The organism is Nocardia sp. NPDC056100, from assembly GCF_042266325.1.
Taxonomy (GTDB): Bacteria; Actinomycetota; Actinomycetes; order Mycobacteriales; family Mycobacteriaceae; genus Nocardia.
On sequence record NZ_JBHJVY010000001.1, the window covers coordinates 1,197,672 to 1,217,864 of the forward strand.

The 20,193-nt window shown below is 67.1% G+C and carries 20 protein-coding genes; 7 read left to right on the plus strand and 13 right to left on the minus strand.

Annotated elements, in window-relative coordinates; translation table 11 throughout:
- Positions 1 to 28 precede the first annotated feature (28 nt).
- Positions 29 to 1,747, plus strand: coding sequence for an amidohydrolase family protein (locus ACFC0O_RS05515; protein ID WP_375954074.1), 1,719 nt, complete (start codon positions 29 to 31; stop codon positions 1,745 to 1,747).
- Positions 1,748 to 1,768: 21 nt separating this feature from the next.
- Here the strand turns inward: ACFC0O_RS05515 and ACFC0O_RS05520 are convergent, their stop codons facing one another.
- Positions 1,769 to 3,484 (minus strand): DEAD/DEAH box helicase, encoded by a 1,716-nt coding sequence (locus ACFC0O_RS05520; RefSeq protein WP_375954076.1) that lies wholly within the window; start codon positions 3,482 to 3,484, stop codon positions 1,769 to 1,771.
- Positions 3,485 to 3,606: 122 nt separating this feature from the next.
- Here ACFC0O_RS05520 and ACFC0O_RS05525 point away from each other — a divergent pair, with 122 nt between their 5' ends.
- The gene (locus ACFC0O_RS05525; protein WP_375954078.1) at positions 3,607 to 4,683 is read left to right on the plus strand and encodes a YihY/virulence factor BrkB family protein; all 1,077 of its coding nucleotides are present in this window, start codon (positions 3,607 to 3,609) and stop codon (positions 4,681 to 4,683) included.
- A gap of 18 nt (positions 4,684 to 4,701) precedes the next feature.
- Here ACFC0O_RS05525 and ACFC0O_RS05530 read toward each other — a convergent pair whose 3' ends face one another.
- Together ACFC0O_RS05530 and sigJ are read right to left on the minus strand one after the other, a co-directional pair.
- Positions 4,702 to 6,897, minus strand: a complete 2,196-nt coding sequence (locus tag ACFC0O_RS05530; RefSeq protein WP_375954080.1) for a DUF4132 domain-containing protein — start codon at positions 6,895 to 6,897, stop codon at positions 4,702 to 4,704.
- A gap of 49 nt (positions 6,898 to 6,946) precedes the next feature.
- A complete protein-coding gene (gene sigJ, locus ACFC0O_RS05535) occupies positions 6,947 to 7,858 on the minus strand; it encodes an RNA polymerase sigma factor SigJ (RefSeq protein ID WP_375954081.1) in 912 nt (303 codons plus the stop codon).
- Positions 7,859 to 7,991: 133 nt separating this feature from the next.
- Here sigJ and ACFC0O_RS05540 point away from each other — a divergent pair, with 133 nt between their 5' ends.
- Together ACFC0O_RS05540 and ACFC0O_RS05545 are read left to right on the plus strand one after the other, a co-directional pair.
- Positions 7,992 to 8,597 (plus strand): NADPH-dependent FMN reductase, encoded by a 606-nt coding sequence (locus ACFC0O_RS05540; protein WP_375954083.1) that lies wholly within the window; start codon positions 7,992 to 7,994, stop codon positions 8,595 to 8,597.
- Complete coding sequence (locus ACFC0O_RS05545) at positions 8,563 to 8,997, plus strand: YybH family protein (RefSeq protein WP_375954085.1); 435 nt, start codon at positions 8,563 to 8,565, stop codon at positions 8,995 to 8,997. The genes ACFC0O_RS05540 and ACFC0O_RS05545 overlap by 35 nt, the downstream gene beginning before the upstream one ends.
- Before the next feature lie 36 nt (positions 8,998 to 9,033).
- Here ACFC0O_RS05545 and ACFC0O_RS05550 read toward each other — a convergent pair whose 3' ends face one another.
- Together ACFC0O_RS05550 and ACFC0O_RS05555 are read right to left on the minus strand one after the other, a co-directional pair.
- Positions 9,034 to 9,186 (minus strand): hypothetical protein, encoded by a 153-nt coding sequence (locus ACFC0O_RS05550; RefSeq protein ID WP_375954087.1) that lies wholly within the window; start codon positions 9,184 to 9,186, stop codon positions 9,034 to 9,036.
- Positions 9,187 to 9,223: 37 nt separating this feature from the next.
- Positions 9,224 to 10,843, minus strand: a complete 1,620-nt coding sequence (locus tag ACFC0O_RS05555; RefSeq protein ID WP_375954089.1) for an FAD-dependent oxidoreductase — start codon at positions 10,841 to 10,843, stop codon at positions 9,224 to 9,226.
- Positions 10,844 to 11,007: 164 nt separating this feature from the next.
- Between ACFC0O_RS05555 and ACFC0O_RS05560 the strand changes: the two genes are divergently transcribed.
- Both ACFC0O_RS05560 and ACFC0O_RS05565 read left to right on the plus strand, forming a co-directional pair.
- On the plus strand, positions 11,008 to 11,271 hold the full coding sequence (locus ACFC0O_RS05560) for a metal-sensitive transcriptional regulator (protein ID WP_364631593.1): 264 nt from the start codon (positions 11,008 to 11,010) through the stop codon (positions 11,269 to 11,271).
- Positions 11,272 to 11,351: 80 nt separating this feature from the next.
- On the plus strand, positions 11,352 to 11,993 hold the full coding sequence (locus ACFC0O_RS05565; protein WP_375954091.1) for a dihydrofolate reductase family protein: 642 nt from the start codon (positions 11,352 to 11,354) through the stop codon (positions 11,991 to 11,993).
- 16 nt (positions 11,994 to 12,009) lie between these two features.
- On the opposite strand, the gene ACFC0O_RS05570 is transcribed toward ACFC0O_RS05565, so the two are convergent.
- The 7 genes from ACFC0O_RS05570 to ACFC0O_RS05600 form a co-directional block, all read right to left on the minus strand.
- Positions 12,010 to 12,930, minus strand: coding sequence for a universal stress protein (locus ACFC0O_RS05570; protein WP_375954093.1), 921 nt, complete (start codon positions 12,928 to 12,930; stop codon positions 12,010 to 12,012).
- Positions 12,931 to 12,966: 36 nt separating this feature from the next.
- A complete protein-coding gene (locus tag ACFC0O_RS05575) occupies positions 12,967 to 13,818 on the minus strand; it encodes a universal stress protein (protein ID WP_375954095.1) in 852 nt (283 codons plus the stop codon).
- Between the two features lie 168 nt (positions 13,819 to 13,986).
- Positions 13,987 to 15,795: a tetratricopeptide repeat protein gene (locus tag ACFC0O_RS05580; RefSeq protein WP_375954097.1), complete on the minus strand. Its 1,809-nt coding sequence runs from the start codon at positions 15,793 to 15,795 to the stop codon at positions 13,987 to 13,989.
- A gap of 112 nt (positions 15,796 to 15,907) precedes the next feature.
- Positions 15,908 to 16,285: a hypothetical protein gene (locus tag ACFC0O_RS05585; protein ID WP_375954099.1), complete on the minus strand. Its 378-nt coding sequence runs from the start codon at positions 16,283 to 16,285 to the stop codon at positions 15,908 to 15,910.
- A 59-nt stretch (positions 16,286 to 16,344) separates the two neighbouring features.
- Positions 16,345 to 17,283: a hypothetical protein gene (locus ACFC0O_RS05590; protein ID WP_375954101.1), complete on the minus strand. Its 939-nt coding sequence runs from the start codon at positions 17,281 to 17,283 to the stop codon at positions 16,345 to 16,347.
- Entirely contained in the window at positions 17,280 to 17,786 is a 507-nt protein-coding gene (locus ACFC0O_RS05595; RefSeq protein ID WP_375954103.1) for a CGNR zinc finger domain-containing protein, read from the minus strand. Before ACFC0O_RS05595 ends, ACFC0O_RS05590 begins: the two co-directional genes overlap by 4 nt.
- A gap of 267 nt (positions 17,787 to 18,053) precedes the next feature.
- The gene (locus tag ACFC0O_RS05600) at positions 18,054 to 18,287 is read right to left on the minus strand and encodes a DUF3039 domain-containing protein (protein ID WP_375954105.1); all 234 of its coding nucleotides are present in this window, start codon (positions 18,285 to 18,287) and stop codon (positions 18,054 to 18,056) included.
- Positions 18,288 to 18,450: 163 nt separating this feature from the next.
- Here ACFC0O_RS05600 and ACFC0O_RS05605 point away from each other — a divergent pair, with 163 nt between their 5' ends.
- Entirely contained in the window at positions 18,451 to 18,801 is a 351-nt protein-coding gene (locus ACFC0O_RS05605) for a DUF3099 domain-containing protein (RefSeq protein ID WP_375955961.1), read from the plus strand.
- Here ACFC0O_RS05605 and ACFC0O_RS05610 read toward each other — a convergent pair.
- Positions 18,772 to 20,097: an MFS transporter gene (locus ACFC0O_RS05610; protein WP_375955964.1), complete on the minus strand. Its 1,326-nt coding sequence runs from the start codon at positions 20,095 to 20,097 to the stop codon at positions 18,772 to 18,774. The two genes, ACFC0O_RS05605 and ACFC0O_RS05610, sit on opposite strands and share 30 nt — an antisense overlap.
- Positions 20,098 to 20,193 lie beyond the last annotated feature (96 nt).

Here is a 20,193-nt window from a genome sequence, read left to right on the forward strand (position 1 = left end):
TGAAATACCTGTGAGTTTGGAGTGCGTGATGGGCGACTACGACGTCGTTATCCGGGGCGGAACGATATTCGACGGCGGTGGCGGGCAGCGGATCGTCGCGGATGTGGGGGTGCGCGACGGGCGGGTCGTGGCCATCGAATCCGGTCTGCCGGAGGGGAATCGGACGATCGACGCCACCGGGAAGTGGGTCATTCCCGGGATGATCGACGTGCATACGCATTACGACGCGGAGGTGCTCACCGGTCCGGGGCTGGGGGAATCGGCTCGGCACGGGGTCACCTCGGTGATCTTCGGGAATTGTTCGCTGTCAACCGTTTACGCGGACGCGCAGGACTGCGCGGATATGTTCGCGCGGGTCGAGGCGCTGCCGTGGGATGTGGTCAACGACGCGGTCAAGGAACATAAGACGTGGACCGGTCCCAAGTCCTATGTGCAGGCCATCGGGGCACAGCCATTGGGCGTGAATGTGGCAGCGTTCCTGGGACATTCGGATATCCGAGTGGCCGTCATGGGTTTGGGGCGAGCGGTCGACGCGAATGAGCGTCCGACCGCCGCCGAACTGGATCGCATGGCGGAAATGCTCGGCGAGGCGCTCGATGCCGGATTCGTGGGGCTCTCCACCATTCGCAGTTCGTTCTCGAAACTCGAGGGGACCCGTTTCCCGGCTCGGCAATTGCCGTCGACCTATGCGACGTGGGCGGAGTACGCGCGACTGAATTCCGTACTGCGGCAACGTGGCCGGGTGCATCAGAGCACACCGAACCTCACCTCGCGGCTGGAGATCGGACGCTATTTCGCGCAGAGCGTCGGACGGTTGTTCGGCCGCCGCCCGCTCAAGACCTCCCTGCTGTCCGCGGCCGATATCAAGGCCGATCGCACCGTGGTCAATGCCGCGCTGGGCGCGGCCTGGGTGGCCAATCGGCTCGGCCGGGCCGATCTGCGCTGGCAGCATCTGCCGGTGCCGTTCGAGGTGTACGCCGACGGGATCGATCTGGTCATCTTCGAGGAATTCGGTTCCGGCGCAGCGGCATTGAATATCCGGCAGGTGCTCGAGCGTGGTGAATTGCTGAAGGACGAGGGGTATCGCCGCCGCTTCCGCAAGGATCTCGCCAAGAAATTCGGTCCCCGGGTATGGCATCGCGATCTCGGTGACGCCGAGATCATGGCCTGCCCCGATGCCACCGTGGTCGGCAGGTCCTTCGCGGCGGTCGCCGCCGATCGCGGTATCACGGCCGCGGACGCGCTGCTGGATCTGACCGTCGAACACGGTGCGGCACTGCGCTGGCGCACCACCATCGCCAATGATCGCGACGCGGTGCTGGACCGCCTGCAAACCTCTCCCCTGGTACAGATCGGTTTCGCGGATTCCGGTGCGCACCTGCGCAATATGGCCTTCTACAACGCGAGCCTGCGCATGCTCGAACGCGTGCACCGGCGCGGCTTCATGCCCCTGGAACAGGCGGTGCACCGGCTCACCGGTGAACTCGCGGAGTGGTACGGCCTCGATGCCGGACGGCTCGCCGTCGGCGCACGCGCCGATATCGCCGTCATCGATCCGACCGGTTTCGACGGCACCGCCGACTACGCCGAAGCCGAGCTATCCGGCAGCGGCGTCTCGCGCATGGTCAATCGCAATGACCGAGCGGTCGCGGCCACCGTGGTCGGCGGGCACGTGGTGTACGAATACGGCACGTTCGCACCGGGATTCGGCACGACCCTGCACGCGGGCACGTTCCTCACCGCCTGATCGGCGGTGGATTCCGCCGGATCAGCTGGTGCGGCGCAGTACCGCGATGCGTTCGGTGAGCTGTTCCGCCGTGGCCAATGCCGTTGGCGGACCACCGCATTCGCGGCGTAGCTCACCGTGGATCACCCCGTGCGGTTTGCCGGTCCGGTGATTGTGCATGGCGACCAGACTGTTGAGCTCACGCCGCAGCTCACCGAGCCGATCCGCGGTGGCCGCGCGTTCGGCGGAGGCGGCGTTGGTCGGCAGGGTGACCGTCCGCGCGGATTCCGCGGTGCGCTCCTGCAACTGACGCGTCTGCCGATCACGCAACAGCGCGCGCATCTGATCGGCGTCCAGCAGCCCCGGGATGCCGAGGTAGTCGGCCTCCTCATCACTACCGGAGAAGGTGGCGGTGCCGAACGAGTCACCGTCGTAGATGACCTGATCCAGTTCGGCGTCCGCGGCCAGGGCGATGAACTTCTTCTCCTCCTCGCCCGGTTCGTCCTTCTGCTTATTGGCGTCGATCAGCAGTTCGTCGTCGAGTTCGTTCTTCTCCCGATGCGGTTTGCCGATGACGTGATCGCGCTGCACCTCCAGCTGCGCGGCCAGATCCAGCAGCACCGGCACCGACGGCAGGAACACGCTCGCGGTCTCACCGGTCTTGCGGGCACGCACGAACCGGCCGATGGCCTGCGCGAAATACAGCGGGGTGGAAGCGCTGGTGGCGTACACGCCGACCGCCAGGCGCGGTACGTCGACGCCCTCGGACACCATGCGCACCGCGACCATCCACGGATCGGTGCTCTCGCTGAAGGTTCCGATATGCGCCGAGGAGGCCGGATCGTCGGAGAGCACCACGGTCGGTTTGGTGCCCGAGATATGTTCCAGCAGTTCGGCGTAATCGCGCGCCTTGTCCTGATCGGTGGCGATGACCAGACCGCCCGCATCGGGCATACCCGTGGCCCGCAACTGCCGCAGCCGGGTATCGGCGGCGGTGAGCACCTTGGACATCCAGTCGCCGGCGGGGTCCAGGGCGGTGCGCCAGGCGCGCGCGGTGTGCTCGGCGCTCAGCGGCTCACCCAGGCGGGCGGAGTACTCATCGCCCGCGCTGTCCCGCCAGTGCGCCTCACCGGAGTAGGCCAGGAAGACCACGGGCCGCACCACGCCGTCCGCGAGCGCCTCGGAGTAGCCGTAGGTGTGATCGGCCTTGGATTTCTCGAAACCCGATTCATCGGCCTCATAGGTGATGAACGGGATCTTCGAATCATCGCTGCGGAAGGGCGTTCCGGTCAGCGCGAGTCTTCGGGTGGCGTCCCCGAAGGCTTCCTCGACCGCCTCACCCCAGCTCTTGGCGTCGCCGGTGTGATGGATCTCGTCCATGATGACCAGCGTGCGCCGGTTCTCGGTGCGCACCCGATGCTTGAACGGATGCGAGGCCACCTGCGCGTAGGTCACCACCACACCGTGATAGTCCGAGGAGGTCGATCCGGTGGAGTTGGAGAAGTTCGAGTCGAGCTGAATCCCGAGCCGCGCCGCAGATCCGGCCCACTGATGCTTCAGATGTTCGGTCGGGGCGACCACCGTCACCTGATCGATGGTTCGATCGGCGAGCAGTTCGGCCGCGACACGCAGCGCGAAAGTCGTCTTACCCGCGCCCGGAGTCGCGACGGCGAGGAAGTCGCGAGGCTTGGTTGTCAGATACTTGGTGAGAGCCCTGCGCTGCCAAGCACGTAATGAACCGCCACCACCCGAAGTCACTTGGAAGAGATTAGCGATGTGGACCGACAACGCACCAATCCAACACGGTCACAAGTAGTGCCGCACGACACATCGTGGGTCCGCGTCCATTTGAAACGCTGGTGAGCGATGCTGTAGCCACGATGAACGAGCACGAAAAATCCCCGCAACACGCCGACGCGTCCGACGCGCCCGGGGCAGACGTGCGCGTCACCACACGGCTCGGGCGAGTTCGCGAGCTCATCGTGCACGTCGCGGTGAAGGCGTGGAACGATTCCATCTTCAACAAGTCCGCCGCCGCCGCGTTCTGGCAGACGCTGTCGCTGGCCCCGCTGCTGCTGGGCCTGCTCGGCAGTCTCGGCTATGTCGGGCACTGGTTCGGCCCGGACACCGTGGACATCGTGGAATCCAAGATCATTACCTTCAGCCGGAACCTGTTCAGCGCCAGCGTGGTCGACGACCTCATCGAACCCACCACCAATGACGTGCTCAAACGTGGTCACGGCGGGGTGGTCTCGGTGGGTTTCGTGCTCTCGCTGTGGGCCGGATCCTCGGCCATGGCGACCTTCGTGGACGCCATCACCGCCGCGCACGGCCAGGCCAATGCGCGGCATCCGGTCTGGCAGCGAATTTTCGCGCTCTGGCTGTACGTGCTGTTCCTGGTGACCTCGGTGCTGATTCTGCCGTTGGTGGCGCTGGGACCGTCGCTGGTGGGGCGGGTGCTGCCGCGCGGATGGAAAGAGCCCGGGCTCAGACTGATCGACACCTTCTATTACCCGGGCGCGGGACTGCTGCTCATCGTCGCGCTCACCACGCTCTACAAACTCGCCCTGCATCGCACGCTGCCTTGGCATCGACTGTTCGGCGGCGCGCTGGTTGCGGGCGTGTTCTTCATGACCGCGAGTGAGGGCCTGCGCCGCTATCTGGCCTGGGTCACCCGCACCGGGGTCACCTACGGCGCGCTGGCCACCCCCATCGCCTTCCTGCTCTTCACCTTCTTCCTCGGGTTCGCGGTCATCCTCGGCGCGGAATTCAATGCCAGCGTCCAGGAATTCTGGCCCGCCCGCGCGACCCGGGCGGCCCAGATCCGAGCCTGGTGGGCTCGGCGCAAACAGCGCAGGGCCACGGCCGCCGAGCCCGAGTTCGATCCCTCGGACCCGCCGACGGTCCAACTGGTGTCGTTGGAGAAGGACCCGCCGACCCTGCGTATGCGGTACTGATCCCGGCGGTCGCCCGGCTCAGGGCACCAGCCCCGCCAGATCCGCGAGGAGCTCGGACGCCAGCACCGGATCGAGCTCCAACGGCGGTGTATTGAAACGGATTCCGGTGATCTTCTGCTCATCGAAGATCATCGCGCCCGCAGCCAGGATGCCCGGATCCAACTCGACCACCAGGGCTTGGGATTTGTCGATCCGCCGACAGAAATCGTGCTGAATCCCGCCGTCCCAGGTGTACCCGCGCTCCCACCCCTTGCCGATGAGACCGAGAATCGCGCCCACCGGCACGGTAACCCCCGCGAATCGGGTGATTTCACCGCTGGCGCGTTCCGCTTCGGTCAGCTCGTAGACCGGGCGGCCGAGTTGGCGGAATGGCTGGGTGATCTCGTAGTCGGCGAGCACCTCACCCCAATCATTGACCGCCGCACCGAGTTCGAGCGGATGTGCGATGCGGACCCGGGCGGATTCGGGCAGCGTCACGGTCGAATCGTCCACATCGGCCAGCGTGAGATCCTCCGCGATACGGAAGACGATTTCGCCGGTGGTCCAGATCAGTCGGCGGGTGATGTGCCGCAGCAGCGGCGGAGCCACCAGATAACGCTCGAAATCCGCCGGGCTCCAGTCTCTTCCGGAGATCATCGCGCGTTCGAGCCGCATGATCTGATCGGATGCGGTACCGCGGACCAGCTTCTTCAACTCCGCGAACCGCTGATAGGCGGCGGGCGCGAGGACGCCGTCATCGGCGGCGGCCGGTTTGGGCAATGCCTTGCGAGGTTTGCCCGCCGCGTCGATCACGAAGGGCGTGAGCTTCTCGTCGAATCCGACCGTGAACGCGCGCGGACCGTAGTCCAGGACCAGCGTGCCGTTCGCATCCAACCCGAGATCTGGGACAAGCCTGTCGGCGAGTTCCTCGGTGCTGAGCCCGCGCTGCTTCGCGGCCGCGGCCAGACAATCGGCGGCCGTGGAGCGCAGACCGGGAGCTTTGGCGCGCTGAGAGATTCGATGCAATTGTTCCAACGCGGGATCGGTGCCCATGGCACGCAACACGCTCACCGCGTGCTTATCGCTGTTCGCCGTCGGCCAGCGCAGGATCGCCGCCCCGAATCGGCGTGTCACCTCGGCATCGGCCAGCCAGTAGAACTGGTCGATGACCCAGCCATTGCGGCCCGGGGTGCGAGCCGCCGCCCAGAGCTCGAAAATCCGCCAGCCGAATGCGGCCAGCGAGCCGGGATCGCAGCAGCGCACCGCCTCGACGAGACCCGGATACGGGGTCGCGGGACCGAACCACGACACCCCGGGCGAGAGCGCCAGACCGCCGAGCAGACGTTCCTCGGCCTCCGCGGACAGCTCGGTGCCGTCATGAAACAGCAATCGCGGCAACTTATTTCGATCGAGCCAGGGCAGTTTCGGAGGTTTCGCCGGCCGCTCGACGGGCCCCGCGTCAGCACCGTGATCGGACGCCGCGGACAGTATCGCCTCTACTCCGGCGGCGGCCTCGTCGCCATGGCACCGCGCCGCTCCGACGACTTCGTTCGCACCGTACTTCTCCGCAATGAGAATCAGTGCGGCGGTTGCCTTTTCCCGGGGCACCCGGGTCTTGCCGAGCGCGTCCGGGGTGAGCAGCGGCACGGCCGCGAGCCCATGCCGGGCGAACCACTCGCGGGCGATACGCCGCGCCGATTTCAATCGCACCAGCCAGTCCGCCATCAGCACCGCGATCTCGGCGGTGCGCACCGGCAGCAGGGCCGGACCGTAGTCGTAGGCACTGACTTTCGCGTGCGACAGCACCAGCGGCAGCACTTCGGCGCCGAACCTGGCGAACAGCGCACGCAGCCATGACAGCGTCCCGGAACAGCCGAAGTCCCGCTGCCACTCGGCGAGTAGCGGGCGGGTCAATTCCTCGGGTCCGTTCAGGAACAGATATACCTGAGACTCCGCATGGTCGTACTCGCCCCGCCGGCAGGCCGCCATCGTCGCGGGCCAGCCCTCGGCATCCAGCCGCTCTTGATACCGGTACCAGAGACGAATTCGCGCGCCCTCCGTGCGCCACTGTTCGCGCTCCCCCGGCTCCCACACCACCTCTTCCACCTCGGGTGCGATCAGCCCCGGCATCAGCGGTACCACACGCGCCCGCTCGGCGGCGGTGGCTGCCGTATAGGCCCGGCTGAGCCGCTCCCACTCCGGATCGGTGAACAACCCCGGCAGTACTTCCCCCATCACGCCAATCCTCCTGTAGCAACACCTTTCCGACGAGTATGGCCGAGCCCTACGACAGGTTTTCGCGCTGTTCGCTGACGGTCCACGGCCGCAACTTCTCCGGATTGCGGATGACCCAGATGCGGCTGATCCGCCCGTCCGCGATATCGAAGGCGTACACCGAGACGACGGCCCCGTCGATCTCCGCGACCAGGCCCGGTTGACCGTTGACGGTGCGCTCCAGCAGCGCCACTTCGGTTCTGCGGGCGGCGAGTTCGATCCAGGCGCGGGCGATGCGCTTGCCGCCGACGATGGGGTGGCGGAAGGCCAGGGCGAGGCCGCCGCTGTCCGCGGTGGCGATGGCGGCGGGATCGAGCAGTTCGATCAGGGCCTCGATATCGCTTGTCTCCCAGGCTCGTTTGAATTCGCGCACCACCTCGGCCCGGTCGGCGCCGGACGGGCGGTGCGCGGTGTCGACGCGGCGGCGCGCACTCGAGGCGAGTTGGCGGCAGGCGGCGGGAGTGCGGCCGACCACCTCCGCGACTTCGGCGAAGGAGTAGCGGAAGACATCGTGCAGGATGAACGCCACCCGTTCGGCCGGTGTCATGGCGTCCAATACGACCAGAAACGCCATGCCGATCGACTCGTCGAGGGTGACCCGATCGGCGGGGTCGGCGGGGACGGGACCGCCGAGCCATTCCGAGCGGCCGGGCAGCGGTTCCGGAATCCATTCGCCCACATATCTTTCCCGCCGCGCGCGGGCGGAACCGAGCAGATCCAGGCAGATGCGGCTGGCGACCGTGGTCAACCAGGCTCCGGGGTTCAGCACGTCCGCGCGCTGCCGATCCGAGAGCGCGTACCAGCGCACATACGTCTCCTGCACCACATCCTCGGCCTCGGCGAGCGAGCCGAGCAGGCGGTAGGCGAGGTTGATCAGCTGTCCGCGCTCACTCATCACCGCGCCCAGTTGCGGATCGGTCATAGTCGGCTCCCTCTGTCGCTGCGGCCCTCATCGACTCCGACGAAATAGCGCACCGGTCTGTGAGGCGGCCTGACATTCCGGACGCCTGTGTCGTCGGAAGGTGGTGACACTCAGCAGAACAGGAGTTCGGGAAATGATCAAAATCGGCATCATCCTGGGCAGCACCCGCCCCAAACGCAATGGTCCGCAGGTCGCCGACTGGGTGCTGGAGACGGCGTCGGCGCGCGGTGACGCGGAATTCGAACTGATCGATCTGGCCGATCATCCGCTACCGCATCTGGACGAGGCGGTAGCGCCGATGTTCGGACCATCGGCGCATGAGCACACCCGTGCGTGGGCCGCGCGCATCGCGCCGTTCGACGGGTTCGTCATCGTGACCCCCGAATACAACCATTCCGCCCCCGGGGTGCTGAAGAACGCGATCGACCACATCTTCGCCGAATGGGTGGACAAGGCGGTCGGATTCGTCTCCTACGGTGCGGGTGGCGGGGTGCTCGCGGTGGAGCATCTGCGTTCGATCTGCGGGGTGCTGGGCATGGCGGATGTGAGCCGCCAGGTCAGCATTTCGGTGCTCACCGATTTCCGGAACTACACCGAATTCGTTCCGGGCGAACGCCATACCGCGGCGCTGCACGCCATGCTCGATCAGCTCACCGCGTGGAGCACCGCCCTCGCACCGCTACGTCACATCGAAGGAGCCGAATATGAAGACGCGGAACAGCTTTCAGTCACCCATTGAGACCGTCGACCAGGTAATCGCGGCACTGCGCGCCAAGGATCTCGACGCGGTGCGGCAGCTCTACACGCCCGATGTCATCTCCTTCGACGTGGAGCCACCGCTCCAGCACGTCGGCATCGAGGCCAAACTCGCCAATTGGATCAAGGTCTTCACCGTTTTCGCGGAGGTGACCTACGAACTCCGCGATCTGACCTTCACCGTGGGCGATGAGGTGGCCTTCGGCCACGGCTTCGCCCGCCTGAGCGGCACCCTGCGTGACGGCACCGCGACGGCGGGCATGTGGGTCCGGGTCACCTACGGTATGCGAAAGATCAACGGCGACTGGCTGATCGCGCACGATCAGGTCTCGGTGCCGTTCGATGTCGTGAGCGGCAGCGGCGTGACCGACCTGACGCCGTGACGGTATCCCGCGCGGATCAGCGAGCGGAAAGTGCGATCACCACCACCGCCACCGACTGCGCGTCGGCGATTCCGCCGCACAGGAACAGCGGTCGGATTTCGGCACATCGCCCAGCACCTGTTCGACGTGGTTACCGCATCCGGTGAAACCGGGCTTACCGCAGGCGCGGCAGGTGGTGCGCTGACACATGAGATGAATTCCTTTCGGGAAGAAGGGGTTTCGTAGTCTAGGACGATCGGGCCGCACTCCACGTGCGGTAGCCGCCGTCGAGATTGCGCGCCTCGCGGCCGAGCTGGGTGAGCAGGCGGGTGGCACTGTTCCCGCGCTGGCCGACCTGGCAGAAGGCCAGGATCGGGCCCGGCGGGATATCGCCGAGGCGCTCGCGCAGTTCGTCCAGGGGGATGTTTCGCGCGCCGGGAATGGATCCGGCCGCGAACTCCTCCGGCGAGCGCACATCCACCAGTTGTGTTCCGGCGGAGACTGTTTCGGCCACCTCATGCCATTGCAGGGTGTCCACTCCGCCGGTGCGCAGGTTGTCGGCCAGGTAGCCGAGCATATTCACCGGATCCTTCGCCGATCCGAATTGCGGGGCGTAGGCGAGTTCCAGATCCATCAGCCGGGAGGCGCGGATACCACCGGCCATGGCGGTGGCCAGCACGTCGATGCGTTTGTCGACGCCCGCGCCGCCGACCGCCTGCGCGCCGAGGATCTCATCGGTATCGGGATCAACCAGTAGTTTCAGAGACAGCGAATCCGCTCCGGGGTAGTACCCGGCATGGTCCAGCGGATGGGTGTGCAGCGCCCGGAACGGGCGGCCCGCAGCGCGCAAGCGCTTCTCACTCCAGCCGGTCATCGCGATCGTGAGATCGAAGACGCCGAGAATCGCGGTGCCCCGCGCGGCGGGATCATGCACCGGCAGGCCCGCGATCGCGTCCGCCACCAGGCGACCCTGGCGATTGGCGGCATTGGCCAGCGGGATCAGTGCCGCCTGCCCGCCCACCGCGTCGCGCTTCTCCACCGCATCGCCGACCGCGTAGATGTGCGGGGCCGAGGTGCGCAACCGCGCGTCGACGACAATGCCGCCGCCGGAACCGATGTCGAGTCCCGCGGCCCGGGCGAGCGCGCTCTCGGGGCGAACGCCGATCGCCATCACGACCACATCGGCGGGAATGACGCGTCCATCGGCGAGGGTCACGGTATCGGCGTCGATGCGCGCGAGTTCCGCCGCCAACTCCACTCCGATACCGTGTGCGCGCAGTTCCGCCGCGACGGGTGCGGCCATCTCGGGATCCAGCGGTGCCAGCAGCTGCGGGCCGCGCTCCACCAGAGTGGTCGGAATACCCTGGCGCACCAGGTTTTCCGCCATCTCGACGCCGATGAATCCGGCCCCGGTCACCACGGCGGAACGGGCATCGCCGAGCGCGGCGACCATCCGATCCACATCCTCGACATCGCGCAGCACCAGGGCCCGCTCGACGCCCGGCAGCGGCGGGACGATCGCCGCGGCGCCGGTGCTGAGCACCAATTCGTCGAAGGTTTCAGTGAATTCGCGTCCGGAGTCCAGATCGCGCACGGTGACGGTCCGGCCGTGCGGGTCCACCGCGATCACCTCGTGCCGCACCCGCACATCGAGCCGGAACCGCGCGGCCAGCGATTCGGGGGTCTGCAACAGCAGCGATTCCCGTTTCGGAATGACCCCGCCGACGTAGTACGGCAGACCGCAATTGGCGAACGAGACGTGCGCGCCACGCTCGAACACGATGATCTCGGCGGACTCGTCGAGCCTGCGCAGACGGGTGGCGGCCGACATGCCACCGGCGACGCCACCCACGATCACGACCTTCATCCGACACCTCCCGACGGGCCACTCACGTGCACCCGACACAACGATCGTTAGGTATACCCCAGGGGGTATCTGACAATTCTGTTCCAACATACCCCATGGGGTATTCTCGACAGTGGCGGGAGTCGACGCGACCATCCCGGACCCACGGAACGCAGGAGGCAATCATGGTCGGCGACGAAGAGACCATCACCGCGGTGCTCAATCGACTGCGCCGTGCGCAGGGCCAGCTCACCGGCGTCATCTCGATGATCGAACAGGGCCGCGATTGCAAGGACGTCGTCACCCAGCTGGCCGCGGTCTCCCGCGCCCTGGATCGCGCCGGATTCAAAATCGTCGCCAGCGGCTTGCGGGAATGCCTCACCGGGGCCGAGGGCCGCGAACCGCTCAGCGAGGCCGAGCTCGAGAAGCTCTTCCTCGCCCTGGCCTGAATCGCCGAGCCCCGATGAATTCGCGGGCGCTCCCCCGTCTTAGCCAGTGACCGAACCGGCCGATTCATCGGGAGTGCGATATGGGACTGATCCACATCGAGATGTTCGCGACATTGGACCTCGTCGGGCAGGCGCCCGGCGGTCCGGGCGAGGATCCGGACGGGGGTTTCCCGTTCGGCGGCTGGCAGGCGCCGCTACTGGACGAGGTGTCCGGGGCCCAGGTCAGCGATGCGTACGAGGGTACGGACGCGCTGCTGCTCGGCAGGCGGACCTATGACATCTTCGCCGGCTACTGGCCGGATCAGGCCAGTGACGAGGACCAGGACTTCGCGAACCTGTTCAACCGGATTCCGAAGTACGTGGCCTCGCGCGGCCTGCCCGAGCTGTCCTGGGCCGGATCGTCACTGCTCGGTCCGGATCTGCCCGCGGCGGTGCGCGAGATCCGGGAACGGCATGAGCACGTCACCGTCGTCGGCAGCCTGAACCTGGTGCAAACCCTGTTGCGGGAGAAGCTGTTCGACCGCCTCGACCTGTGGGTGCATCCGATCGTGCTCGGCGTGGGCAAGAAGGTGTTCGACGGCGGCGCGGTGCCCACCAATATCACGCTGCTGGAGCCGCCGGTGGCGGGCAAGCTGGGCACCGTACTGCTGCGCTACGGCCTGGCCGACGGCACGCCCGCGACCGGGGATATGAGCGCCCCCGATCGCGGTCTGTCCCGCTGAGCCGCAACGCTTTCCGCTATTCCGGGTGCACCACCATGACCGGGCAGTTCGCCTGCTGCACCAGTGCGTTGCTGGTGGAGCCGAGCAGCATCCCGGTGAATCCGCCGCGGCCGCGGCTGCCGACCACCAGCAGTTGCGCGGTGTCCGACCAGGTGAGCAGATGATCGCGCGGATCGGCGAGGTGGATATCGCGGGTGACCTCCACCTCCGGATAGTTCTCGCGATACCCGGCCAGCCGCTCCACCAGCAGTGAACGCTCGGCCTCGGCGATCTGGTCGGCCTCGATGGAGGTGTCGATGATCCCGGAGAACTGGCTCAGGTAGAGATCGCTCCAGGCGTGCACCGCCACCAGCGGCGCACCGCGCAGGGCCGCCTCCTGGAAGGCCACCTCGATCGCGGCCTCGCTGACCGGGCTGCCGTCCACACCCACCACGACCGGACCGCTGGACGGCGGGGGCGCGTCGGCGGCGGGGCTGCGCACGGTGACCACCGCACCGCGGCTGTGACTGGAGACCGACAGCAGGATCGAGCCCAGGCGATTGAGTCCGCGCCTGGGTTCCGGACCCCCGATCACCACCATATGCGCGGCGGCCGAATGTTCGATGAGCAGTCGCGCCGGATGTTCGGGTGAGACCTCGGTGCTGATGCGCAGATCCGGATCGATCTTCTCCGCGACCTGCCGCGCGGCGGCCACCAGTTCCTCGCCGTGCTGCGAAATAGGCAGCACCACATCCTGATTGACCACGGAATAGGAGCCGAGCAGCGCGCGCGTCATCTCCAGATTGGTGCCGTGCACGATGCGCAGTTCCCGCTCCCGAGCCGATGCGGTGTGCGCCGCCCAGACGACCGCGTGACTGGCTTCCGGCGTGCCGTCCACACCGACCACGACCGGCGCGGACGCCAGCAGGTGGGGATTCTCGTTCCGGGACAGGCTCATTCGATCCACTCCTGTTCTATCGATAACCGTTCTGGTTCAGTTCCGCAGTCGCACAATGGCGATCGGGCAGGCCACCACGGGCAGCAGCGCCTCACCGGTGGAGCCCAGCGTCATACCTTGGAAGCCCCCGACGCCGTGACTGCCGACCACAACCAGTTGCGCCGCTTCGCTTTCCGCCAGCAGGGCGCGCACCGGGCGATCCTCCGCGACCACACTGCGCACGCTCACACCCGGGAATTCCGCGCGGCTGTGCGCCAGGCTGTCTGCGAGCACCTTTTCGGCGCGCTGCTGCGAGCCGGATCCGCTCTGCCCCAGTCGATCCCAGACATGCACCGCGACCAGTCCGGCACCGCGCCGGGACGCCTCGTCGAAGGCGACTTCGATCGCGCGGGTGCTGTACGGCGATCCGTCCACGCCGACCACCACCGGCAGCGTGGAGTCCGGCGCGGGTTCGCCGGGCACCACGACCACGGGACCGAGCGCATACCGCGTCACCGCCATACTCACCGAACCGAGCAGGCTGCGATGGTAGGCGCCCAGCCCGCGCGAGCCGACCACCACATAGCGGGCGGTCGCGGCCAGCGCATTCAGGGTCGGGATGGGCGGCGCGTCGACCAGGAAGGTCCGGGTCTTGATATCGCCGTACGGTGCGGCGAACGCCACGGCCGCCCGCGCCGCATCCGCGAGCGCCTGTTCCGCGGTCTGCCGATACTCGTCATGCCAGAGCCGCACCGGATTGTCGTCCAGGGGCGTCTCCACGAACGGCGGTACAGCGAATACCAGATGCAGTTCGGCCCCGTGCAGCGCGGCGTCGATCGCCGCCCACCGCACCGCATGCCCCGCGGACTCCGAGGAATCCACTCCCGCAACCACCGGACGATCGATCATGCTGGCAGGCAACGTATCTCACCTCTCCATCGGCGATACCGCGGACCATGTCGGCGGGACTCCCGGTGCGACCGGAAGTACCCTCCGTCAATTCCGACAATACCGGCGACAGGCCCGGTTGGCGGGTAAGCGCAATCACAGAGCTACCGCAGGGGATTTACGGCGCGCTCAGTCCTGCGTTTCGGCCTCCAGGATGTCCCGGGCCAGCTCGAGGATGCTCGCGTCCACCCACGGGCAGGCCAGGACAAGTCGGCAGAACGAATCGAGGATGGTCACCGGGCGGGAGCGCGACGCCTCGGCCAGGGTGATGAAACGGCGGCAGACCGCGTAGCCGATATCGGCCCGGGTGCTGGGATCGGTCCAGGCGACCGCTATCAGCGCGATCGCGGCGGCCTCGCAGACCCAGTCCTCGACACCGTGCAGCAGATCGAAAAGTACCGTGCGGCGGGTGGATTCCTGCCAGGGTTCATCGGCGCGATGGTGTGCGATACCCAGACACGCCCACATCTGCACCGCCCGGATCCACAGGGCCGGGTGCTGCTCGTAGAAGGGCTCGGGATCCGGTACGGGGGGATGCACCAGCGCGCCGAGTAGATCCGGGAGCGGCAGACCGGCGAGCGCGACGGCGAAGTCGTAGGCGGCGGGCAGATGCGGCCAGCGCAATTGTGTTGTCCGGCGGATCTTTTCGGCGGCCTCGGGGGAAGGCGGCGCGACAATGGGAACGGCGGTCATGGCATTGTCGGGATAGTGCCAGACCGCAAGACCCGTCGGATTCCAGTCGGCGGACCGCAGTCGCGGGTCCGGGTCACCGACCTCGGAGACCGTGATCTCGACGCGCGGCAGCGCTCGGCGCAGGGTCAGCACGGCGCTCGGCGGCTCGATCATCGAGACCGTGCATTGCAGCTCCAGCTCCGCACGACCCTCGGGCACCTGTTCGATCACCTGCCGCAGCATGTTCACCAGGGACTCGCCCGCACCCTCGATATAGCCGAGCCATGAAGCGTCACCACAGAATTGGGTGAGCAGTTCGTCGGCGTAGTGGTGGTCCGGATGTGCGCGCAGATGATCGGCGAGCGCCACCAGATGCCCGATGTCCCCATCCATTCGATAGCGCAGGCCGAGCAGCGCGGGCGCGCCCTTCTCATGCTCGGGCGACATCGCCACGACGGCTTCGAGCCAGGGCAGGCCGAGTTCGGGCCGGCCGGTTTCGGCGTAGAGCTCCGCGAGATCGGTGTGCAGGTATTCATCGGATGGATCGCGCCGCAGCTGATCGGCCCACACCTCGATCGCCGCGTCGGCCCGGCCGGTACGGCGGTACACCTGCCCGAGCATCACGCTCGTGATCTGATCCGCGCTGATCCGATGTGCCCGCACCGCAAGGGATTCCGCGAGCTCGAACGCGGTGAAGCGGCGCGCCAGCGAGGATCCCATCGCCAGCAGCCGGGAATCCTCGTCATACTGTTCGACCGCGGCGCACAGCAATTCGTACAGCGGTGCGATCGTCTCCCGAATCTCGGGGGAAACCGGTTCCGGCAGTTGCCGATTGAGCGCGAGGACCGCGTAGAGGACGGTGTCGGCGCTCAACGCAGGCACGATATCCGGCTGATCCAGCCACGCCGCCTGCGCCCACGGCAGGCTCGGATCGAATGCGACGACCTGGGTGAGCAGCGATATCGCGGAATCCCACTGCGCGTCGGCGGCCAGCACATGCGCCCGCGCGCCCATCGCACCCAGGCTGGGGCGATCGGTCGGATACAGCGTCAGCGCGGCCTCGACGCCACCTGCCGCGACCACGAGCCGGGCCAGCAGCTCATGTGCCTCGGGCAGCATGGGTTCGAGCTGCAATGCCCCCGCGATATGGTCCGCGGCGTGCGTGAGATCCCCGCTGTCGAGGGCGAGTACCGCGATCGCGATCTCACCCTCCGCCTCGATCCGGCGATCGCCGACCCCGTCACTTGTTTCCGATACCGCTGCCATCGCTCCCCATCGTGTGCGCGAATCCACTGACTACGCGCCCATGATGTCCGAATCGAGCCCTGGTTGCCAACGACGAAAACACCGGTCCCGCTTCATCACCGGACTCGGCGCGTCACCAGACCCGAATCGTCCCCCAGCAGCCGTGCCCCGCACTCCCCGACACCCACGGTGTCATGAGCTGGAACGGGATCGCACCCGCGGGCTGCGCGTCCACCGCGACCCGGGCGCGCGGGCTGAAATAGGCGCTCGGCAGAATCACCCGGATCTGCAGCGAGGGAATCCGGAACTCGGACTGATCGGTGAACTGGAATCCGGTGTCGATATCGACGAAGAACGGCGTATTCGCGGGGACCGAGACCTCGGTCGTCGAACAGTAGCCATTGTGGAAACCGAGCTCGACGATCGGCGGATCCGCGCTCGCCCGCGGTGCCGCGATCACCACCGCCGCGAGCACAGCCGCCCCGAGCGCCCCGCCGTACCTGCCCTTCATGGCCGATCCCTTCGCTCCCGTTGACACGCGCCTGCGGTGAATCCTATGCGCGTTCGGCATCAATGGGTGCGGGACAGCAACATTGCGGCGACCGCGGCGCTGTAGGCGTGACTCGCGGCGACGGGTTCGCGCGCCGGATAGTTCGAGCGGTGGGTGACGATGACACCGCTGGGCAGCGTGACCGTGGTGTGCAGCACCGTGGCGACGCAGTTCCCGCCCGCCTTGCCGGTGAGGTCGACCACGACCGCCCCGGACGGTAATGCGGCGAGTTCGCGAGCGCCGAGCACCACCGGCGCACGCTCTCCCCGGCGCACGGCCGCGCAGATCACCAGATCGATCCGCTCCTGTTCGAGCAGTGCGGATATCTCGGAATCGAGCAGGAATCGTCCGGCACCGTGCGCAATCGCGCTATCCCTTTGCGCCGCGCGATGTCCCACGGCGATCACCTCATCGCCATGCCGTGCCGCCGCGCCGAGTGCCGCCAGGCCCGCGTGCCCGCACCCCAGCACCAGCGTTCGCAGCGGCTGGTCGCGCGGTTCTCCGGCCAGCAGCCCGCGTCCCTCCGCATAGGCGATGGCCCCGGCGATGCGACTCATCGCCGACAGCGCGTCGGTATCGGACCCGCTATCACCGGGCACCTGCTCGAACGCCACCGATTCCACCCCGCGCTCGCGCAACCACGCGATCCGCTCGGCGCGCACGATCGGATCCTGAAATCCGATCAGCACCTGTCCCTGTCGCAACGGCATCGAATCCAGCTGATAGACAGGCGGTTTCACCCACACGATCAGATCCGCCGACTCGAAAACCATCGCGGGATCTGCCACCAATCGCGCTCCGGCACGTTCGTAGGCGCGATCATCGAATCCCGCACCGGCTCCGGCCGCAGCCTCCACCACCAGCCCCAGACCGGCCGCACGCAGCCGCCGCACATCATCGGGTGTCAGCGCCACGCGCCGCTCATCGGCCGCGGTCTCCCGCAGCACCCCCGCGATCACTGCCCGTCCCCGCCCCGGCGGCGATGCGCCGCCACATGCACCCGCGTCGAACAGCGGGTGGAACAGAACCGCCGCTTGCCATTACGCGACGTGTCGATGAAGACGATTTCGCACCCCTCGCGATCACACCGCCCGATCCGAGCCGGATCCTCACAGAACAGCGTCGCCAACCCGAACGCGGTGTAAGCCTTCACACGTTCATCGATCGGCGCGGTCTCCTGCGAATAGTGCATATGCGGAGCCCGCCCGTCATGGGTCGAGATATACGGCCGATGAGTGGTCTCGGCAAGCAGCCCATTGAGCAACTCGACCGTGGGCGCTGTGAACACCCCGTCGAGTTCCTTTATCCAGCGCCGCAATTCGGCTTCCTGCCGCGCATCGATGGCCCCCACCGGCCGATACCCGGCATCGACGAGCAACCCCTCGAGATCCTCGTCCGCCCCCGCGTTCACCAGCCGAGCGGCGATCTCCGCCGCCACCCCACCGTAAGGGTTGAAATGCACTGAACCATTACATCAGGGTGGAGGCATGCCCGCCACCTGCCCCACCTGCTCCTGGCCCGACCCCACCCTCGTCTCCGCACACCGAACCGTCCGCTACCTGCGTTGTGTATGCGGACAATGGATCGTCGAAGATCATGCGACGGTGATAGCCACGGCGGGCGAGAGCGCCTTCGCCGCGGCCCCCGCCGATTCAGCGCCGTCGGCGCACCCCCGCGCCCGCTCGGCGCGGCAGACCGTTCGCCGCCTATACGGACTTCGGAAGGAGAGTTAGTCCTTCTTCATCATCTCGTAGACGCGCTTGCACTCCTCGCAGACCGGGGAGCCCGGCTTGGCGGAGCGGGTGACCGGGAACACCTCGCCACACAGGGCCTGCACGAAGGTGCCCATGACGGCGCTTTCGGCGATCTTGTTCTTCTTCACGTAGTGGAAGACCTTGGGGGTGTCGTTGTCGGTCGACTCGTCGGTGGTCGTTTCCGGACGTACCAGGGTGTCTGTGCTCACCCGTCCATGATGCCAGGTCACCGGCGGGCGGCAACCGGCATGTGCATTCGACAGGCGGGAGTGCAAGACTCGAGGTATGCAGCGTGATGGCGAATCAGGGGCCGAGGTCTCGGGCGGCGATGATCGCCCGGAGGTCGAATTCCTTCCTGCCGGTTCGATTCCCATGCCGGAGCGCAAACCGGCGGGGTTCTTCCGGGGTGAGAAGGACCATCCGACGCTGATCACCGAGGCGGCGACGTCGCTGGAGCAGCAGCATCGCAATCGGGTGCGGCGCTATGTGATGATCATGGCTTTCCGGATTCCATGCCTGGTGGGCGCGGCAATCGCGTACGGCATCTGGCATAACTGGGTGATTTCACTGCTGATCATCGGGGTGTCGATTCCGCTGCCGTGGATCGCGGTGCTGGGCGCGAACGACCGCCCGCCCCGCAGCAAGGACGAACCCAGCCGCTGGGACGGACGGCGCAATCAGAAGGCGCTCGATTCACGCCCGCACAACGCCATCGACAGCTGAGACATCCTCCGGCTTCCTGCGGCGAATGCTCGCCGACATGAGCGCGGCCAGCCCGCACAATCCGCCCGCGATGAACCAGGCCATGGTGTAGCTCCCCTGCACATCACGGATCACGCCCGCACCGAAGGCCGCGATGGCCGCGCCGATCTGATGTGAGGCGAAAACCCAGCCGAAGGCGACCGGACCGTCGTCACCGAAATGCTGACGGCACAGCGCGACCGTCGGCGGCACGGTGGCGATCCAGTCCAGGCCGTAGAAGATGATGAACGCCCACATGCTCGGCTGCACATCCGGCCCGAACAGCAGCGGCAGCACCAGCAGCGACAGTCCGCGCAGCGAGTAGTAGCCGACCAGCAGATACCGCGAATCCACGCGATCGGTGAACCAGCCCGAGGCGATGGTTCCGGCCACATCGAAAACACCGACCAGCGCGAGCAATCCGGCCGCGGTGGTGGCGGGCATGCCGTGATCATGGGCGGCACTCACGAAATGGGTGCCGATGAGACCGTTGGTGGACGCCCCGCAGATCGCGAAACCTCCTGCCAGCAGCCAGAATACGGGCTTGCGGGCCACCGAGAAAAGCACCGTGAGCGCTCGCCCCGCTCCTCCCGGAGCCTGGGTGCGCACGCCGACCATGCTGCCGGGTTCGGCCCCGTACGCGGTGCGGCCGATATCGCTGGGATAGTCCCGGATGAACAGCAGCACCAGCGGCACCACCACCAGCGCGGTCCCCGCCACCACGAGAGACGGTGTGCGCCAACCGTAATCGCCCGCGAGCCGCGCGATCAGCGGCAGGAATACCAGCTGCCCGGCCGCGCCCGCCGCCGTCAGCACGCCCGTCACCAGCCCGCGCTGCCGCACGAACCAGCGCCCGGTGATGGTGGCCACGAACGGCATGGACATGGACCCCACACCGACGCCGACCAGCAGCCCCCAGGTGGCCATCAGCTGCCAGGGCTGGGTCATGAATACGGTGAGCCCCGCCCCGGTGGCGATGAGCAGCAGCGCACCCGCCACCACCCGCCGAATCCCGAAGCGATCCATCAGCGCCGCCGCGAACGGTGAAATCAGGCCGTACAGCAGCACATTCACCGAGACTGCGGCCCCGATGGTGCCGTGCGACCAGCCGAATTCCTCGTGCAGCGGTTCCATGAGCACGCCGGGCACCGACCGGAAGGCGGCCGCGCCCACCAGTGCGACGAAGCCGACCGCCGCGACGATCCAGGCCGGATGCAAGCGGCCCGAGCGCAAGGGTGCGGAGCCTCGGGGTGATTCGACATCGGAATCGGAGCGCAGTTCGGTCACCGATCGATCGTGACGGATTCCGGGCTGGCGAACGAGTGGCCTGAATGACACAATGCGTCAATATCCGGCCATTGTTGAGGGAGAGAG

Coding starts and splice junctions, on each gene's coding strand:
- sigJ (WP_375954081.1), bottom strand. CDS start 7,858: ATGACCGATCCGCAACTGGGCGCGGTGATGAGTGAGCGCGGACAGCTG.
- ACFC0O_RS05605 (WP_375955961.1), top strand. CDS start 18,451: ATGCCGGAGCGCAAACCGGCGGGGTTCTTCCGGGGTGAGAAGGACCAT.
- ACFC0O_RS05515 (WP_375954074.1), top strand. CDS start 29: ATGGGCGACTACGACGTCGTTATCCGGGGCGGAACGATATTCGACGGC.
- ACFC0O_RS05575 (WP_375954095.1), bottom strand. CDS start 13,818: ATGATCGATCGTCCGGTGGTTGCGGGAGTGGATTCCTCGGAGTCCGCG.
- ACFC0O_RS05550 (WP_375954087.1), bottom strand. CDS start 9,186: ATGTGTCAGCGCACCACCTGCCGCGCCTGCGGTAAGCCCGGTTTCACC.
- ACFC0O_RS05570 (WP_375954093.1), bottom strand. CDS start 12,930: ATGAGCCTGTCCCGGAACGAGAATCCCCACCTGCTGGCGTCCGCGCCG.
- ACFC0O_RS05545 (WP_375954085.1), top strand. CDS start 8,563: ATGAAGACGCGGAACAGCTTTCAGTCACCCATTGAGACCGTCGACCAG.
- ACFC0O_RS05540 (WP_375954083.1), top strand. CDS start 7,992: ATGATCAAAATCGGCATCATCCTGGGCAGCACCCGCCCCAAACGCAAT.
- ACFC0O_RS05525 (WP_375954078.1), top strand. CDS start 3,607: ATGAACGAGCACGAAAAATCCCCGCAACACGCCGACGCGTCCGACGCG.
- ACFC0O_RS05580 (WP_375954097.1), bottom strand. CDS start 15,795: ATGGCAGCGGTATCGGAAACAAGTGACGGGGTCGGCGATCGCCGGATC.
- ACFC0O_RS05560 (WP_364631593.1), top strand. CDS start 11,008: ATGGTCGGCGACGAAGAGACCATCACCGCGGTGCTCAATCGACTGCGC.
- ACFC0O_RS05530 (WP_375954080.1), bottom strand. CDS start 6,897: ATGGGGGAAGTACTGCCGGGGTTGTTCACCGATCCGGAGTGGGAGCGG.
- ACFC0O_RS05555 (WP_375954089.1), bottom strand. CDS start 10,843: ATGAAGGTCGTGATCGTGGGTGGCGTCGCCGGTGGCATGTCGGCCGCC.
- ACFC0O_RS05565 (WP_375954091.1), top strand. CDS start 11,352: ATGGGACTGATCCACATCGAGATGTTCGCGACATTGGACCTCGTCGGG.
- ACFC0O_RS05585 (WP_375954099.1), bottom strand. CDS start 16,285: ATGAAGGGCAGGTACGGCGGGGCGCTCGGGGCGGCTGTGCTCGCGGCG.